Source organism: Mycobacterium sp. MYCO198283 (assembly GCF_021213805.1).
GTDB lineage: Bacteria > Actinomycetota > Actinomycetes > Mycobacteriales > Mycobacteriaceae > Mycobacterium.
The window spans coordinates 120,423-136,424 of the sequence record NZ_JAJQJI010000003.1 but is presented as its reverse complement, the minus strand read 5'-3'; the positions used below and the strand labels follow the sequence as shown (position 1 = coordinate 136,424).

Sequence of the window (16,002 nt, the reverse complement as noted above, 5' to 3'; positions counted from 1 at the left end):
ACCCGGATGACGACTGACGTCGCTCCCCTCGATCCGCCCGTTCCGCTGCCGGACGTTGCGGGCGCCGACGCCGGTCCGCACGGGCTGCCCGACCGCTCCGAGCTCAGCCTGCGCAACCGGCTGATCGTCGACTCGTCGGCGCTGGCCGACGTGGCGCTGCGCACCGCGCTCGCCTCGCTGGTGGGCGGCGCCATGCTCGGCCCGATGGCCGCCACGGTGTTGCGGCCCGCCGCCGGCCGTCGCGAACGCGAGTCGCTGCGGTGCTACGCCGAGCTCGCCGCCCACCGCGACGCGACGCTGTCGTTCCCGAAACCGACTGCGCCGCCGCGGGTGTCCTCACGACCGGCCAATCCGGTCGCCGAGCGGATGGCGCACGGCCGGGTCCACAACATCCGGTTCGCCAGCAGCTTCGAGGCCGTCAACCCCGCGATGCGTGAGCAGTGGCGGGGCTACGGCCGCAACAACGTGGTGCACGCACAGCACTGGCGGCACGAGGACGGGCCGCGGCCCACACTGTGCGTCATTCATGGGTTCATGGGCTCGGCATACCTGTTCAACGGCCAGTTCTTCGCGCTGCCGTGGTTCTACCGCTCCGGTTACGACGTGCTGCTGTACCAGCTGCCGTTCCACGGTGCGCGCGCCGAGCGGTTCTCGCCGTTCAGCGGCTACGGCTACTTCTCGCACGGCATGGCCGGCCTGTCGGAGGCCGTGGCGCAGGCGGTGTACGACTTCCGCTCGGTGGTCGACTACCTGGAGTTCACCGGCGTCGACCGGATCGCGCTGACGGGCATGTCGCTGGGCGGCTACACCGCGGCGCTGCTCGCGACCGTCGAGGACCGGCTGCAGGCCGTCATCCCGAACGTGCCGGTGGTGACGCCGGAATCGGCCTTCGACGAGTGGTTCCCGGCGAACCTGCTGGTGGCGCTGGGCCGGAAGCTGACGGGTACGCACGACGAGCAGGTCGCCGCGTCGGCGTTCCACTCGCCGCTGAACTACGCACCGGTGGTCGACAAGGACCGGCTGCTCATCATCACCGGGCTCGGCGACCGGCTCGCCCCGCCCGAGCAGGCGGAGCTGCTGTGGGAGCACTGGGACCGGTGCGCGTTCCACTGGTTCCCGGGCAACCACATCGTGCACGTCAGCCAGGGCGACTACCTGCGCCGCATGACGCGTTTCCTCGGCGACGTCATGTTCGACTGACCGGTTCGTCTTCGAGGGCGGCCCGGCGTCCGCTCGCCCAGTCGATGCCGGCCAGGTCCGCGTCCGACACCGGCGTCGCGTTCCCGAGCAGTCGGGTGGACAGCGGGTCGATGACCGCCAGCACCGGCCGGTGGTCGCCGTGCGCCGGGGTCAGCCCGGCGAGCGGCGCCCCGGCGCCGGGCTGCTCGTCGGTGCGGAACGCGCACGCCGCGCTCGCCGTCACCGCCCCCGGTGAACCGGTCAGCTCCAGCACGGTCCACGTCTGGCGCGCGGGGTGCTGCCACACCTGCGTGAGCCGCTGCGGCAGCGCGTCGTCGACGCGGATCCGGTACGCGGCGAGGTGGCCGTCGCCGTCCGCGACGCCGCGCCACGTCTCGCGCGCGGTTCGCGATCCGGTCAGCACGGCGGGTACGTCGTCGGCGTCGACGGTGCGCACCTCCCAGCCGAGCTCACGCAGGTGGTCGGCGAGTCGGCGCAGCGCCGCCGTCGCCGTCTGCTGCAGCGGCAGCTCGGCCGAACGTGCCTGCAGCGCCGGAAGATTGGCGGCTGCCGACAGCGTGAGGCCCACCCAGGTGCTGCGGCCGGCGACGCCGTCGCAGCTGACGATGCGCACCGCCTCGCACCGCAGTCCGTACCGGTGCAGGTAGCCGGCGAGCAGTTCGGCCGGGACGCGGTCGGGCAGGTCGGCCGCGGGCGCGAGCGCGGCCACCACCGTCGTCCGCACGTCGGTGGCGGTGGCCGACAGCCCGCGCGGGTCGGGGCCACTGCCGCGGCGCCGCCACAGCGCGACGCGGCGGCGCAGCAGCGTGGTGGCGTCACTGCCGCGCCGGTACGCCACCGCGAGCACGACCACCGCCACGGCCGCGCCGAGCACCCAGCGCTCGCGGACCGTCGACCACGGCTGGGCCAGCACGGCCGCGACGACGGCCAGCGCGACCACGGTCAGTCGGGCCGTGCCGGGTCGCCGGCCACTCGAAACGCTCACGAGGACAAGTCCTTTCGTCGTCTGATCGCGCGGATCTGCAGGGCGGCCAGCGCCGCGACCACCGCCAGCACGCCGGTACCGGCGAGCGCCACGGTCCGCGGCGTCGCGTCGGCGGGCGCGGGCTCGGGTGGCGCGGCCACCGGGCGGGTCGGCGCCTCGTCGGCCGCGCGGGCGGGCAGCTCCCAGGTGAGCGCCGCGACCGGGTCCACGGTGCCGGCGCCGACCAGATTCGACGGCGTACGCGCGGACTGGCGCGCGGTGCGGGTCAGCCGGTCGATCACCTGGGCGGCGGACAGCTCGGGGAAGCGGCTGCGCACCAGGGCGGCCACCCCGGAGACGTAGGCGGCGGCGTAGCTGGTGCCGTTGATCGGCAACAGCGTGCCGTCGTTGCCGGGGACGCCGTCGGCGAGCCCGCCGCCGGGGGCGTTGGACACCGAGACGACGTTCTCCCCCGGCGAACCGATGCCGACCCACGGGCCGGCCATCGAAAAGCGCGACGGCGCACCCGAACTGCCGACCGCCCCGACCGACAGCACGTACGGCTGCCACACCGACGGGATGGACACCGACGTGACGCCCGCCCAGTTGCGGGGGTCGCCGGGCCGCCCGGCGTCGGGCAGGGGGTTGGCCGAACACTGCGTGCCGGCGATCGAGGTGCCGGTGTTCCCGGCCGCGGCGACGATCACCGCGTCCTTGTCGACGGCGGCGTAGCGCAGCGCCGCGCCCAGCGCCGCCTGGTCGACCTGCTCGTCGGCGGCCAGGCAGGTGACGACCGCGACGGTGATGATGCGGGCGCCGAGGTCGGCGGCGTGTACGACGGCGCGGGCCAGCGTCGCGACGTCGGTGGCGATCCGCACGCCGGTTAGGTCGCCGCCGGTGGCGCGGGGCGCGAAGTTCGCCGAGTTCTGCCGCAGCGACACCAGCCGGGCGCGCGGCGCCACGCCGGAGAAGCCGTCGGGGCCGGGCTGGCCGGCGATGAGGCCGGCGACCAGCGTGCCGTGCCCGTCGCAGTCGGTGAGGCCGTCGGTGGCGGCCAGGTAGTCGCCGCCGGGCTCGACGTTCGGCAGCCGCGGACCGGGCTGCACCCCGGTGTCGATGACGGCGACCGTCTGCCCCTCGCCTCGGGAGAACCGCCACGCGTCGGGCAGGTCCAGCATCGCCTGGCTCGGCGGGACCGCGCGCACGTCGGTGCCGGGCCGCAGCGAGGTGGCCGTGCACTGGGTGCGCTGCTCCATGGCCGCGCCGCCCGGCGCCGGGTCGGCGGGCAGGGCGGCGGCGTCGGCCCGCGGCGGCGGAATCGCCCCGGCGGCCGGCGTGCCGGTGAGCAGCATCGCCGCGGCCAGGGCGCCCGCGCGGACAACGGTGCGCGCTCGATTGCCGCGAGCGTGCGCGGTTGTCCGGTATGCGCGCCGTGTCGGCGTGCAGACACGCACGCTCGCGGTGCAACGGGGCGTCATCGGTTCAGGACGGCGTCGAACAGGCCGACGAGGTGGGCGATCGCCGGGAGCAGCGACGCGTCGAGCGCCGCGGCCGCAAACCCGGTCAGCCGGCGGGCCGGCAGCGAATAGGTGTCCGGGGCGGCGATGCGCGGGTTCAGCGCCACGACCACCCACGCGGCGGTGAGCACCGCGAGCGCGAGGACGCTGCCGAGCGCGGTGCCGTGGTCGCCGGCGGCGAGCGAGGCGACGAGCACCGCCGCCGCCAGCAGGTACGGATGCGCCAACAGCCACGCCTTGCAGGCCGCGGAGTCCCACACCCGCGCGCGCAGCGCCGACGCGGCGGCGGCCGCGGTGACGACGTACCAGGCCACCGCCCCCGGCGCGGCGGACGGCGCGACGACGGCCAGCGATCCGGCCACCGACAGCAGCACCGCGCCGGCGATGAACCCGGTCTGGTGGGCGTCGCTCACCCGCACCCGGCGCGGCAGGTCCTGCAGCACCCGCAGCGGCAGCGCCGACGGGGTGGGGTCGCCCGGCGCGGGGAGCGCGGGGAGCGGCAGCCGCGCCCAGGCCGCCGAGAGCTGCGCCGCGCAGACGGTGACCAGCAGCGCGAACACCATGACGCCGGCGCCGACGGTCTGCGTGCGCAGCTCCCACAGCGTGTCGGCGAGCGCGGCGAGCAGCACGCCGACACCGACGACGGCCGCGGCGGTGAGGATCGCGACCCGGCGGTCGGTCAGCATCACGCTGATCAGCGACCACGCCGTCACGCCGGCGGCGGCGAGCACGAGGTGCGCGGGTCCGATGTCACCCGGCACCGCGAGCGCGAACGCGGCGGCGACCGGCGCCAGCGCCAGCACCGACAGCTCGGCGGCGACGCCGGGCGAGCGGCTGCCGGCGACCAGGGCGGCGACGACGGTGACGATCGCGGCGGCGCCGGCGGTGAGCGGGCCGGCGATGCCGCCGTCGGCCAGGTGCTGCGCGACGGCCCCGCCCGTCACCGCGAGCACCAGGCCGGCGAAGGCCAGCCGGGCGCCGCGCTGCAGGTGCGCGGCACCCCACGGCCGGAACCGGGACGCGGAGAAGAGGACGGCCGCGTCGGCGATGTCCTCGACGATGCCGGGCGCCGCCGGACCGCGCGGCACCGGTTGCAGCGCCAGCAGGTCGCCGTCGAGGACGCCGACGGTGTCCAGCGTGGCGTCGAGGCTGAACGGCGCGCCGCCCACGGGTGCGAGGCTCAGCTGTTCGGCGGGGCCGGTGGCCGGCTCGTCGGGGTCGGTGGGCGCCGCGAGCCGCTGCACCGCGGGCAGGATCTCGCGCAGCGGCAGGTCGGCCGGCAGCGCCAGCTCGACGAGGCGGGTGTCGGACACCACCGCCACCCGCACGAGGGGAAGCGCGGTGTCGGCGCCGGCGAAGCGGTGGGCGAGCGTGTTGTCGGGCATCGGTGTCTTTCGTGTCAGGCCCGGCGGGCGGTGAAGTCCCGGGTCAGGGTGGTGTCGGGGAACCACTGCCCGTCGGGCAGCGTGGCGGAAAGCGCCTCGGCGGCGCGCGCAATCGCCAGCGGCGTGCCGGGCGCGAAGGTCGAGATCCACTCGCCGTCGTGGGCGCGGGCGGCGCTGACGACCAGTCGGCCGTGCGGGGTGTCCACCACGCTCATCCCGACCTCAGAGGTGGCGACGACGCCGTCGCGGCGGGCCCCGGCGACCACCTCGACGTAGCTGCGGTCGCCGGCGAACACCGCCTCGGCGAGCGGCCGCGCCGATACGGGCACGCCGGCGAACGCCAGCACGTCGGCGACGTCGGCGCCGCCGCGGATCCGCTCGTCGGCGCGGGCGCCGGCCGCCGCCGGCAGCCGGAACTCGGCGCACCAGGCGGGCGGGCGGCCGTCGAGGCCGGCCACCAGCACCGGCACCAGCGCCTGCGGGTGGTCGATCCGCATCGCGGTGAACGTGACCAGCTGCGCGTTGCGGAAAGACACCACGGTCTCGTCGCCGCGGCGGGCGACGATCCCGCGCAGCACGTTCGGAGAGCGGCCCACGAAGCGCAGCTCCAGCCACCGCTGCGGGTGGCAGACCAGGCGGACCCACCGCGCCACCCGGGCGTCCACGGCGCCGTTGCCGTCGACGATGCCGAGCGCCCGCAGCTCGTCGCGGCGGGCGGCGGCGAAGGCGCCGCGCTGCGTGGCGTCGGTGTAGGGCGGGGTGATCGCCAGGACCCACGGGAAGCTCCCGGCGCCGGTCTGCTCGGCGAGGTACCAGGCCTGCTCGACCGTCAGCTCGACTGCGTTGACCAGCTCAGCCCCACTTGGCGCCTTCGGCGGCGTCGCGCGCGTTCATCGACAGCGTGTTGGATTCGTGGGTGCCCGCCATGGCGCGGTAGGCGGTCACCAGCTCGGTCATCGCCTGGTTCCACTGCGCCTGCCACGCCTGGTAGGTGCTGCCGGTGTCGCCCTGCCAGGCGCCGGCCAGCGCGGCCTGCTCGCTGGCGATGTCGGCGCCGACGGCGGCGAGCACGCCGGCGTAGGTGTTCATCTCCCCGGCGTGCGCGAGCATCGCCGGGTAGTTGTACATGATCTGGCTCATGGTGTCTCCCTGGGTGTTTCGGGTGGCTCTACAGCGCGGTGCCGTAGCGGCCGGCGGCGGCGGAGTCCTCGGCGGTGTAGGTGGCGCCGGCCTCACCGAGATTCGCCTGCGCGACGTCGAGCAGGTGGTTGACCTTCGCCGCCACCTCGACGAAGCGGGCGTGCGCGGCCTGGAACGCGGCGGAGGACTCGCCCATGTGGAAGGCCTGCGAGCTCATCGCGGCCTCCTCGGCCTGGGCGATGGTGCTGCGCATCAGCGCGGTCTTGGCGCCGAACGCCGACTCGGCGGCGATCAGCTGGGGGATGTGAGCGTCGAGGAGGCTCATCGGGTGTCCTTTCGGATGGTGTTCGGGTGGCCGGTCGGGTGGTTACGGGTCAGTGCTCGCGGCCCCCTTCCGCCCGGTCCGGTGACGTGTCGGCGCCGGGATCCCAGGTGGTGGGGAGCATCGGCTCGACGGGTCCGCCGCCGAACGGGTCGCCGGCGAGTGTGGTGAGGCCGGCCGCGGTGCCGGGCCGGGCGACGGTTCCGGTGAATCCCTGCACGCCGGCGCCGGATTCGGACGCCCCGGTGGTGGGGCGGGCGGCGCCGCGCGGCGCGTCGGCGGGGTCGGGCGGCAAGTCGGCCCCGGCGTCGAGGTCCATGTACTCGTCGCGGTGACCCCTGTCCTTGACCCCGGCGCCGCGGCGGCGACGGGCCCGGCGGCGTGCCTGCGCGGCCGCTGCCGCCGCGGCCGCCGACGACGCCGCCATGTCCGAGGCGGGCGCCGTCGCGCCGGTGCGGTCGGTGAGCGTCGGGGTGGAGCCCTCGCCGGGGTCGTCGCCGCGGACCGCGTAGGGGGTGGGCGAGGGCGCCGGCGCCGACGGGGCAGCGGTGGCGGACGTACCGGGGCTGCCGGCGCCCCCGCTGCTCGCCGTCATCCCGGCCGAGCTGCCGGCGGGCAGCCCGGCTCCGGGGAACCCGCTCTGCCGTTCGGCCTGGGGCGCCGGGGCGGGCGCCTGCTGCGGCGCGGGCGCCGGTTCGGCGGCGGGCGCGGCGGCGGGTGGCGGCAACTGCTGGAGCAGCTGCTGACCGAGGTTGATCGCGATGGGCAACACGATCGCCAGCAGCGGCTGCAGCAGCAACTGCGGATAGGTGAGTGAGGCGCCGATCCAGGAGACCACCTGGTAGAGCACGGCGAACAGGAACGGTCCGTACTGCACGAGCGTCGGGCCGGGGTTGGTGAGCAGCCCGACGATCAGTTGCTGGGTGTTGCCGATCGGGTCCTGCAGGAAGTCGATGATCGGCTCGTAGAGCGAATAGGTGTAGTCGAGGTAGTACTGCAGCAGCTGCGAGATGAGGTCGCTGTTCTGCAGCGCCAGCCCGGACTGCGCCGCCCGGGCCTGCGCGCCGCCCTGCTGCAGGCTCGCGACGGCCGCGCCCGCCTCCCCCACGCCCGGGGCCAGCACGGTGGGCGCGGGCAGCGTCGCCGGTGTCGCGGCCAGCGCGGCGCCCGCCACCGCCTGGTAGCTGCTCATGGTGGTGGCGGCCTGCACCCACATCCGGGCGTAGTCGGCTTCGTTGAGGGCGATCGGGATGGTGTTGATCCCGAGGAAGTTCGTCGCGAGCAGCGCCCCGTGGATCGCGTGGTTGGCGGCCAGCTCACCGAGCGTCGGCATGGCGGCCAGCGCCGACGTGTAGGCCGTGGCCGCGGCCTGGTGCTGCGCCGCGGCGGCGGCGGCGTTGCCGCTCGCCTGCTGCAGCCACGCCAGGTACGGCGTATGCGCGGCGACGTACTGTTCGGCGCTCGGCCCCTGCCACGAGCCGGCGTGCACGGCGTCGAGCAGCGCGGTCAGTTCGGTGGCGGCCTCGGTGTAGGAGGTGGCGAGCGTCGTCCACGCCCCCGCGGCGGCCAGCAGCGCCCCGGGGCCGGGGCCGGCGGACAGCAGCGCCGAGTGCACCTCCGGGGGTGAGGCGAACCAGATGGGGGCGGTCATGATCCCGGGGCGAGCGGAGCGACGGGGAAAGACACGAGCTCAGCCGCGTGCGGTGAGGTAGGCGGTGGCGGCCTGCGCGTCGCCGGTGGCGTAGCTGGTGCCGGCCTGCCCGACGCCGACGCCGGCGCGGGCCAGTTCCTCGACGGCCTGGGTGGCGACGGTCGCGTGCTCGGCGCCATGCCCGGAGAAGCCGGCCGCGGTCGACAGCGACACCGGGTCGGCGGCGGGTGGCACGACGGCGCCGATCGCCGGCGCGGCGCCGGCCGTGGTGGCCGCCAGCCGCGCGGCGAGCGCCTCGACGGCAGCGCCGGCGGCGGTGAGTCCTTCGGGTACGACGCGAAGCGTCATCAGCGGTGGTCCTTTCCTTGTGAAGAGTGTTCGGCGACAAGCGGGTTGACGAGCTGGACGTAGCTGGGTTCGTCGCGTTCGTCGAGCAGCACCGCCCGGCCCGCGGGCAGCCGGCTGAACCGCACGCCGCGCACCTTGGCGCTGTCCTGCGGGTTGCCCGACAGCAGCAGCGTGGTGGCCTGCAGGTCGTTGAGGCGACGCAGCAGCGGGTTGGTCAGCAGCGCGTGCCCAGATCCGCTGGCCCGCGCGGTGACGATCACCCGCAGCCCGAGATCGGCGGCGGAGCTCAGCAGCGGCAGCAGGGCGGTCCACGGCCGCTGCCCGGCGTAGGGACCGGTGAGCGCCGGGCCGTCGGGGATCTGGTCGGCGTCGTCGACGATCAGGTAGTGCGTGTGCCCCTGATAGGTCCACGCCCGCAGCGCAAGCGGCGACAGGCCCGCCGGCGGCCGGCGCCGTTCCAGCAGCGCGCTCAGCCCGAGGATGGCCGGGGTGATGCGGTCGAGGTTCGCGGTGTACTCGTTGTCGGCGAACAGCGGTTCGTCGACCAGGTGGAGCCGCCGGTCGACGACGGTGAACGCCACCTGCTCGGGCGTCGAGTGCTCCCGGATCGTCCGGATGACGTGGCGCAGGAACGTCGTCTTGCCCGACCGGGTGTCCCCGAGCAGCAGGACCAGCGGGTTGCGGGCGAGGTCGAGCCGCACCGGCGCGAGGTCGGTCTCGCGGCGGCCGATGACGATCTGCTCGGGTGCCGGGTGAAGCGGCCCGAGCTCGGCCGGCGACAGGTCGGTGGGCAGCAGCCGGACCGGCGGCGCGGAGATGCCGGGATGGCGGGCGTTGATCCCGGCGATGCGATCGAGTCGCGGTGCGGCGAACCGGAAGTGCTCGGCGGCCATGGTCAGGCCGCGGCCGGGCTGGTCGTGCGGCACGGCCTCGGCGGGCCGGCGCAGCGCCCCGACGACCCGCACGTTGCTGTCGCGCGGATCGGACAGCCGCAGCTCGAGCCGCAGCCCGAGCCCGTCGCGCATCGCCAGCGGCACCTCGATCCAGTTCGGGGTGGTGACGACGACGTGGATGCCGTAGGACAGCCCGGTGTTGACCAGCTCGGTCACCGTCGCCAGCAGCGGGTTGCGGGTGGTGAACTGGTCGGTGTTGTCGCGGCTGAACGCATACAGGTTGTCGATGACGAGGAACACCTCGCCGAAGCCGTCGTCGAGTTCCGGTTCTGCTGCCCGCCGCGCCCGGAACTGCTCGAGCGAGTGCACGCCGCGGTCGCGGAACAGCCGGTGGCGGTGCTGCAGCAGCTGCGTCAGCTCACCGAAGGTGCGCCGGATCCGTTCGTCCTCCAGCGTCGACGCCACGCTGCCGACGTGGGCCAGCGACGCCAGCGCGCGCAGCTGCCCGCCGCCGTAGTCGATGCCGTAGAACGTGACGTCGCGCGGCGAGTGCAGCTCCGCCGCGGACAGCACGAACGTCTGCAGCGCGGTGGTCTTGCCGGACTTCGGGCCGCCGTGGATGAGCAGGTTGCCCGCCGCCGAGGTGGCGTCGAACAGCAGCGGGTCGCGCCGCATGTCGAAGGGCCGGTCGATCTCGCCGAGCGGCCACCGCCACTGCCGCTCGGCGACCTGCGCGCGGGCCAGCAGCCCGGGCAGCGGGATCGGCTCGTCGAGCGGCGGCAGCCACAGCGGCGGCGCCTTGGGGCCGTACTGCGCGAGCTGGTCGCCGATGGTGGCGATCAGCTTCTGCGGCACCCTCGCCGGCCCGGCGTCGGCGGCCTTGACGATCACGGTTTCCGGCTCGGGTTCGACGCGCCCGGCCGGGAACTCGCGGGGTTCGGGCGTCGCACGCAGCACCACCGCGGGCTCGACGCGCGGCGGGTCGTAGATGCCGTCGACGTAGGTGCTGCGGAATTTGACCGGCACCGCGCCGGGGGCCGGCACCAGGAAGCCGACGCCCTTGTGGTCCTTGCCGCTCTCGATGTGGTAGGCGTCCTCGACACCGATGATCTGCCGAGATGCGCTGGGGCTGGCCACCTTCAGCGCGATCCGGTACGACGTGTTCTTGTCGATGTCCTTGATGCGGCCCACGTCGAGGGTCTGTGAGGCGAACAGGATGTGGATGCGGAACGACCGGCCCTTGCGGGCGACGTAGTCGAACAGCTCGGCGTACTCGGGGTGGTCGGCGAGCATCAGGCTGAACTCGTCGGCGACCACGAAGAGGGTGGGGATCGGCGGCAGGTCGTGCGCCGGCCCATCCCCCGTCGCTCCGCTCGCCCCGGCCGCCTGGGCGTTCTCGTACTCGGTCACCGAGGTGAACGCGCTGCCCTGGATGCGCCGGCCCGCTTCCCGCAGCAGCCGCTCGCGCCGCGCCACCTCGCCGCGCAGGGTGTCGGCGAACCGGTCGGCGAGCGCCTTTTTGTCCGCCATGTTCGAGATGACCGCGACGACCTGCGGGAAGTGCCGGAAGATGTCCGCGCCGGCCTCGCCCTTGAAGTCGGCGTAGATGACAATGAGCCGGTCGGCGGAATGAGTGGTCAACAGCGACAACAGGATCGACATCAGCGTCTGCGACTTGCCGGAGCCGGTCATGCCGATCATCAGCCCGTGCGGGCCCATGCCGCCCTCCGCCTCGTCCTTGAGGTCGAAGTACAGCGGTTCGCCGGTGGCGGTGACGCCGATGGGCACTCGCAGCTCGTCCTCGCGGCGCCGCGGCGCCCACAGCGCCGGCACGTCGAGCGCGGCGGCGTCGGGGATGCCCAGCAGCGTGGTGAAGGCGGCGCCGCCGGTGGCAGCCGACCGCAGGCCGGTGTGCAGCGGGTTGGAGTCCCAGCGCGCCAGCCGCCGGGCCAGGTGCCGGGCGTCGTCGGCGGCGAGCGTGTCGGCGGCGGCGACGTAGGGCTCCCAGCCGCCGCTGCCCCACCGCTCCCAGGCGCCCGCCGACAGCCGCAGGACCGGCCGCTCCGGGTGCGGGTACTGCTCGGGGTGCGGCGGCGTGGTCGAGCGGGCGATCACCGTCACGCCCGCCACGCCGGTGCGGCCGAACAGCGCGTCGACGTCGGCGTCGGGGTCGTCGACGATGACGACCAGGTGCTTGAGCGCGTCGTCGCGCCCGCCGGTGAACGCGTTGCGGCCGCGCAGCGCCGGCGCCAGCAGCGACGGCAGCGCCGCGGCGTCCGCGGTGAGGTACCGCGCCGGCCCGACGCCGTCCACCTCACCCGGGATGTCGACGTGCGCCACCCATTTGAGCCACGACCAGGCGTCGCTCTCCACGTCGGGGCCGGCGAGCGCGACGCCGACGACGGTCGGGTCGTGCCAGGTGATCACCTGGGCGAGCCAGGCCCGCAGCGCGGCGCGCACCTCGTCGCGCTCCCCGAGCACCATGACGGCCGAGACGGCCCGCAGGTCGATGCCCACCGGGGCGTCGCGCACGGTGCGCTGGGTGTCGAGCAACCCGCGAAGGGTGGTGTGCGACACCGGTTCCAGGTCCACCTCGTCGGCGATGTCGGTGACCCGCAGCGCGGTCGCGAGCGGTACGTCGTCGCGGCCGGTGCGGACCACGAGGTGATCGGCGTCGCCCGGATCGCGTTCCCACTGCCGTCGCGATCCCGGAACGTGCGCGAGGTTCGCCGGCTCGGGGTGGGACCACTCGAGCGCGGCGCGCTGCTCGGCGGCCGCGGCGCGGACGTTGTCGCGCACCACCGACAGGTACCGCAGGTAGTCGGCGCGCTCGGCGTCGATCTGCTCGGTGCGCACCTTGGTGTCCGAGCCGCGGTAGAGCGCCGTCGCGGCGAGCAGCAGCACGAACGGGAAGAACAGGATGGTCGGCGACATCAGCCGCATGCCGGTGGCCACCAGCGCGACGATCATGCCGACGATCAGCAGGCCGATGAGGTAGGGCAGCGCGCGCCGCAGCAGCGAGGGCGGGATCTGCCGCGGCAGTTCGGGCGGCGGCTCGATGGTGATGACGCCCCGCCGGGCGCCCGGCACCGGCAGCCGCCGCCGCGCCTCGAAGATGACTCTGCTCATGGTGTCTCCTCGATGCGGCGGGCCGCCACGGCGGCCGTTCCGAGGCTGTCGCGGGCCACCAGCGCGTCGTCGCGCGACAGCGTGGGGCCCGGGGCGAACAGCGCCGCGACGGCCCACGGCACCGGCACCGGCGGCGAGGCGAGGCCCAGCGCGGCGACGGTCCCTTCGACGTCGCCGGAGCCGCCGGACCCGCCGATCCCGTCGCGGGAGCCTTCGATGCCGTACCGCACACCGGTGTCGGCGAGCCAGAACAGCGATCCGGCGGTGGTGGCCGCGGGCTGCGGGCCGACGATCTGGGTGAGGTATCCGCTGCCCGGGCGCATCGCGATCCGCTGCGCGGTGCCGCCGCTCCCGCCCCCGACGAGGTCGATCGCCTGCACGCCGTCGGCCATGGGCAGCGTCGAACCGGCCAGCAGCGCAAGCGAACTCGTCGCCGCCCGGTCCGGTTTCGACCAGTGGGCGCAGGTCACCGGATCGGCGCCGGCGTCCCGCAGCTCCACCTGCCGCGCCGGGAACGCGTCGGCGTCGAGGGTGTCGGCCACCGGCAGCCGCGAGATCTCGTCGGCGGCGAGCCGGGGCGGCTGGTCGAGCCCGAACGAGTCGGTGTTGCGCAGCACCGCGGCGAGCACCGGCGACACCTGCTGCACACCGGTCGGCAGCACCGCATAGTGCCGCAGCGCGCCGTCGGCGGTGTAGGACACCACGATCGCGCCGACGGGCGCGGCGACCGGCAGCGCGTACGGCGCCGGCGACCCCGCGCCCGGGATGGCGGGTGCGCGCAGGGCCGGTGCCTCGGGGACGGCGTTGAGCAGGCCGTCGGCGACGGGCCGCACCGCCGCGCCCGGGCCGATGCCCAGCGCGCCGGTCACCGCGCGGTCGGCCAGGTCGATCCGGCTGCGGCGGCCCTGCCACAGCAGCCACGTCCCGGCGCCGCTGTCGGCGAGCACCGCCTCGTCGTCGTGCAGCACCGCGGCCCGTTCGCCGCCGCTTGCCGGCGCACCCGCGATCACCGTGACGCCCGACGCCGGGCCGGCGTCGCAGACGGTCCAGTCGGCGTCGCGAGAGGTGCTCTGCACCATGCGTTCCGGGGCGCCCGGGATGCCGACGAGGCTGCCGCGGGGGAAGGAGTCGAGCTCCGAACCGCGCACCATGCGGGGTTTGGCGGCCTCGCCGGCGATCAGCCGCGCCGAGGTCAGGTTGAGCACCGGGTGCAGCGTGTCGCCGATGCGCACGTAGAGCGCGGCGGTGTCGCGGTCGGCGAGCACGGGCTCGGTGCCGGGCACGCCGCCGGGCCGGATCCAGGAGAACATGAGGCAGCCCAACAGCCCGGTGATCACCACGAGCGCGCCCGTCATCACCGCTCGCGACTGGGTGCGCAGCGGTTCGACGAGCATCCGGGTGTCGTGCAGCGCGACGCCGGACGCGATGCGCCGCATCAGGAATCGCCAGCCCGACACCTGGTGCCGGGTGACGAAACCGCGGCGGTAGGTGATGCCGTCGGGGTGGGTGTTGACCGGGGTGCGCGACGCGAAGCCGCGCCGGTCGTCCTCGCGCTCAGCCACCAGAACCGCTCCTCGCGTGCGCGGCCGGCGCCGGCAGTCCGAGGCCCTGCAGCAGCGGGACGACGGCGTTCCGCACGTCGTCGAGCGTGATGGTCATCAGCTCCTCGTCGGTGAACTGGGTAAGTCCGCAGTTGTCCAGGCGGTGCTCGCGCTCCTCTTCCGAGCGCTCGACGATGTTGCGCACGAACCGTCCGTTGCCGGCGATGTCGATGCTGCGCCGCGCCACCCCGCGGGTGTCGGGTGACTCGGTGTCGACGAGCGCGGCGAACAGCCGCCGCAGTTCGTCGGCGGCGGCGGGCTCGAAGGTGCTGTCGCGCATGGCCGCCATCGAGGTGGCGATCTCGACCAGTTCGGACGGTGTGTAGGACGGGAAGTCGATCGAGCGGGTGAAACGCGACCGCAGGCCCTCGTTGGTGTCGAGGAACTGGTCGAGTTCTGCGCGGTAGCCGGCGATGATGACGACCAGGCGGTCGCGGTCGTTCTCCATCCGCGCGAGCAGCGTGTCGATGGCCACCAGCCCGAAGTCGTTCTTGGCGCCCGTGGCCACCAGCGCATACGCCTCGTCGAGGAACAGCACCCCGTCGAGCGCGCTGTCGATGACGGCGTTGGTCTTGGCCTCGGTCTCGCCGATGTGCTGGCCGATCAGGTCGGCGCGGTGCACCTCGCGGACGTTCTCCCGCTTGAGCAGGCCCAGGCCGCAGTAGATCTTCGCGACGACGCGCGCGATCGTGGTCTTGCCGGTGCCGGGCGGGCCGGCGAACACCAGGTGGTGCGACCGGTTGGCGACGGCCAGCCCCCGCTCCTGGCGCAAGAGCGCCATCGCCACCGAGCTCTTGAGCCGCGACACCTGCGTCTTGACCTCGTCGAGGCCGATGAACAGCGACAGCTCCGCTTCGGCCTCGGCGAGCAGGCTGGCCTTGCGCTCGTGCGCGCCGGGGTCGATGAAGTCGGCTTCGCCAGGTTCGGTGTCGACGTCCCAGGGGTCGGTGCGGGCATCGATCCGCGCGGCGGTGGTGGTCGCCATCCCGAAGGTCGGGTCGGACAGGGCCGCCTCGACCTGTTCGTTTCCCGGGTTTGCTGCGTACAGCTGTGCCAGCACGTCGCCGGCTTCGTCGTCCTCGCCGTGCGCGCGCAGCGCCAACGCCTTGGCAAGCGCGCCGTCGACCGCCGCCACCGCGATGGGACCGGCCGGTTCCGCCAGATACGACAGCGCCGGAGCGAACATCCCGAGGCGTGCCAGCGCGGTTCCCAACGCCGTCCGGGCGCCGTGCCGGAACGTTTCGTCGAGCCGGGGGTCGTTGACGATCGGCGTGAGCAGCCGCACCACGTCGGACCACCGCTGCGCCCGGTAGTGCAGCGCGACCTGCAGCCAGCGCGCGTCGAGCCACTCACCGCGCCGCTGGGCCACCTCGCCGATCAGCGCGTCGGCGCGCGCATACTCCCCCGCGCTGAGCAGCGCCGCGGCGTGGGCCAGCGCGAAGTCGTCGGGGCCGGTGGCGCGGAACGTCAGGTACAGCCCGGTGTCGTAGCTGAATCCCAGTGCGCCTGGGGGCAGCTCGATCTCGCGCTGCAGCAATCCGGCGGAGGCGACCGTGCGGTGCACCTGCTGCAGCACGGCGGGTGAGACGTCACCGGCGGCGGCCAGGCCGGTCCATGCGTCGCACTGGTCGTGCGCGACGCGGGTGAGGGCCTCGAAGCCGGAGCGTGCGGCGTCGAGGTCGGCCGGCCGGGTCCGGTCGTAGACCGTCATGCCCAGGGCGCGACAGCACGTCGCGAACCGGCTGACCACGTCGCGGTCCACCCGCGGCGCGGCGATACCACTGCCCGTTGTCATCGGTCTCCATGCCTGCGAGTGTCAGCCCCCGCGAAGCTGTGATGCCCCGCCGGAATC

The 16,002-nt window shown here is 74.6% G+C and carries 12 protein-coding genes; 1 reads left to right on the top strand and 11 read right to left on the bottom strand.

The window, feature by feature from the left end:
• Nucleotides 1-6: 6 nt before the first annotated feature.
• Nucleotides 7-1,200 (top strand): S9 family peptidase, encoded by a 1,194-nt coding sequence (locus LV457_RS07235; RefSeq protein WP_232170107.1) that lies wholly within the window; start codon nt 7-9, stop codon nt 1,198-1,200.
• Here the strand turns inward: LV457_RS07235 and eccE are convergent.
• From eccE to eccA, 11 genes are all read right to left on the bottom strand, one after another.
• Entirely contained in the window at nt 1,187-2,185 is a 999-nt protein-coding gene (gene eccE / locus LV457_RS07230) for a type VII secretion protein EccE (protein WP_232170106.1), read from the bottom strand. The genes LV457_RS07235 and eccE overlap by 14 nt on opposite strands.
• On the bottom strand, nt 2,182-3,516 hold the full coding sequence (mycP, locus tag LV457_RS07225; RefSeq protein WP_232170105.1) for a type VII secretion-associated serine protease mycosin: 1,335 nt from the start codon (nt 3,514-3,516) through the stop codon (nt 2,182-2,184). Before mycP ends, eccE begins: the two co-directional genes overlap by 4 nt.
• Nucleotides 3,517-3,638: 122 nt before the next feature.
• Nucleotides 3,639-5,066: a type VII secretion integral membrane protein EccD gene (gene eccD, locus LV457_RS07220; protein ID WP_232170103.1), complete on the bottom strand. Its 1,428-nt coding sequence runs from the start codon at nt 5,064-5,066 to the stop codon at nt 3,639-3,641.
• A 14-nt stretch (nt 5,067-5,080) separates the two neighbouring features.
• The gene (locus LV457_RS07215) at nt 5,081-5,836 is read right to left on the bottom strand and encodes an ESX secretion-associated protein EspG (RefSeq protein ID WP_374198770.1); all 756 of its coding nucleotides are present in this window, start codon (nt 5,834-5,836) and stop codon (nt 5,081-5,083) included.
• 82 nt (nt 5,837-5,918) lie between these two features.
• A complete protein-coding gene (locus LV457_RS07210; RefSeq protein ID WP_232170102.1) occupies nt 5,919-6,206 on the bottom strand; it encodes a WXG100 family type VII secretion target in 288 nt (95 codons plus the stop codon).
• 28 nt (nt 6,207-6,234) lie between these two features.
• On the bottom strand, nt 6,235-6,531 hold the full coding sequence (locus tag LV457_RS07205; protein WP_232170101.1) for a type VII secretion protein EsxS: 297 nt from the start codon (nt 6,529-6,531) through the stop codon (nt 6,235-6,237).
• Between the two features lie 49 nt (nt 6,532-6,580).
• The gene (locus tag LV457_RS07200; RefSeq protein WP_232170100.1) at nt 6,581-8,179 is read right to left on the bottom strand and encodes a PPE family protein; all 1,599 of its coding nucleotides are present in this window, start codon (nt 8,177-8,179) and stop codon (nt 6,581-6,583) included.
• Between the two features lie 39 nt (nt 8,180-8,218).
• Nucleotides 8,219-8,527: a PE family protein gene (locus tag LV457_RS07195; RefSeq protein WP_232170098.1), complete on the bottom strand. Its 309-nt coding sequence runs from the start codon at nt 8,525-8,527 to the stop codon at nt 8,219-8,221.
• A complete protein-coding gene (gene eccCa / locus LV457_RS07190; RefSeq protein WP_232170097.1) occupies nt 8,527-12,549 on the bottom strand; it encodes a type VII secretion protein EccCa in 4,023 nt (1,340 codons plus the stop codon). The genes LV457_RS07195 and eccCa overlap by 1 nt, the downstream gene beginning before the upstream one ends.
• Nucleotides 12,546-14,114, bottom strand: a complete 1,569-nt coding sequence (eccB, locus tag LV457_RS07185; RefSeq protein WP_239030458.1) for a type VII secretion protein EccB — start codon at nt 14,112-14,114, stop codon at nt 12,546-12,548. Before eccB ends, eccCa begins: the two co-directional genes overlap by 4 nt.
• The gene (gene eccA / locus LV457_RS07180) at nt 14,104-15,945 is read right to left on the bottom strand and encodes a type VII secretion AAA-ATPase EccA (protein WP_232170095.1); all 1,842 of its coding nucleotides are present in this window, start codon (nt 15,943-15,945) and stop codon (nt 14,104-14,106) included. Before eccA ends, eccB begins: the two co-directional genes overlap by 11 nt.
• Nucleotides 15,946-16,002 lie beyond the last annotated feature (57 nt).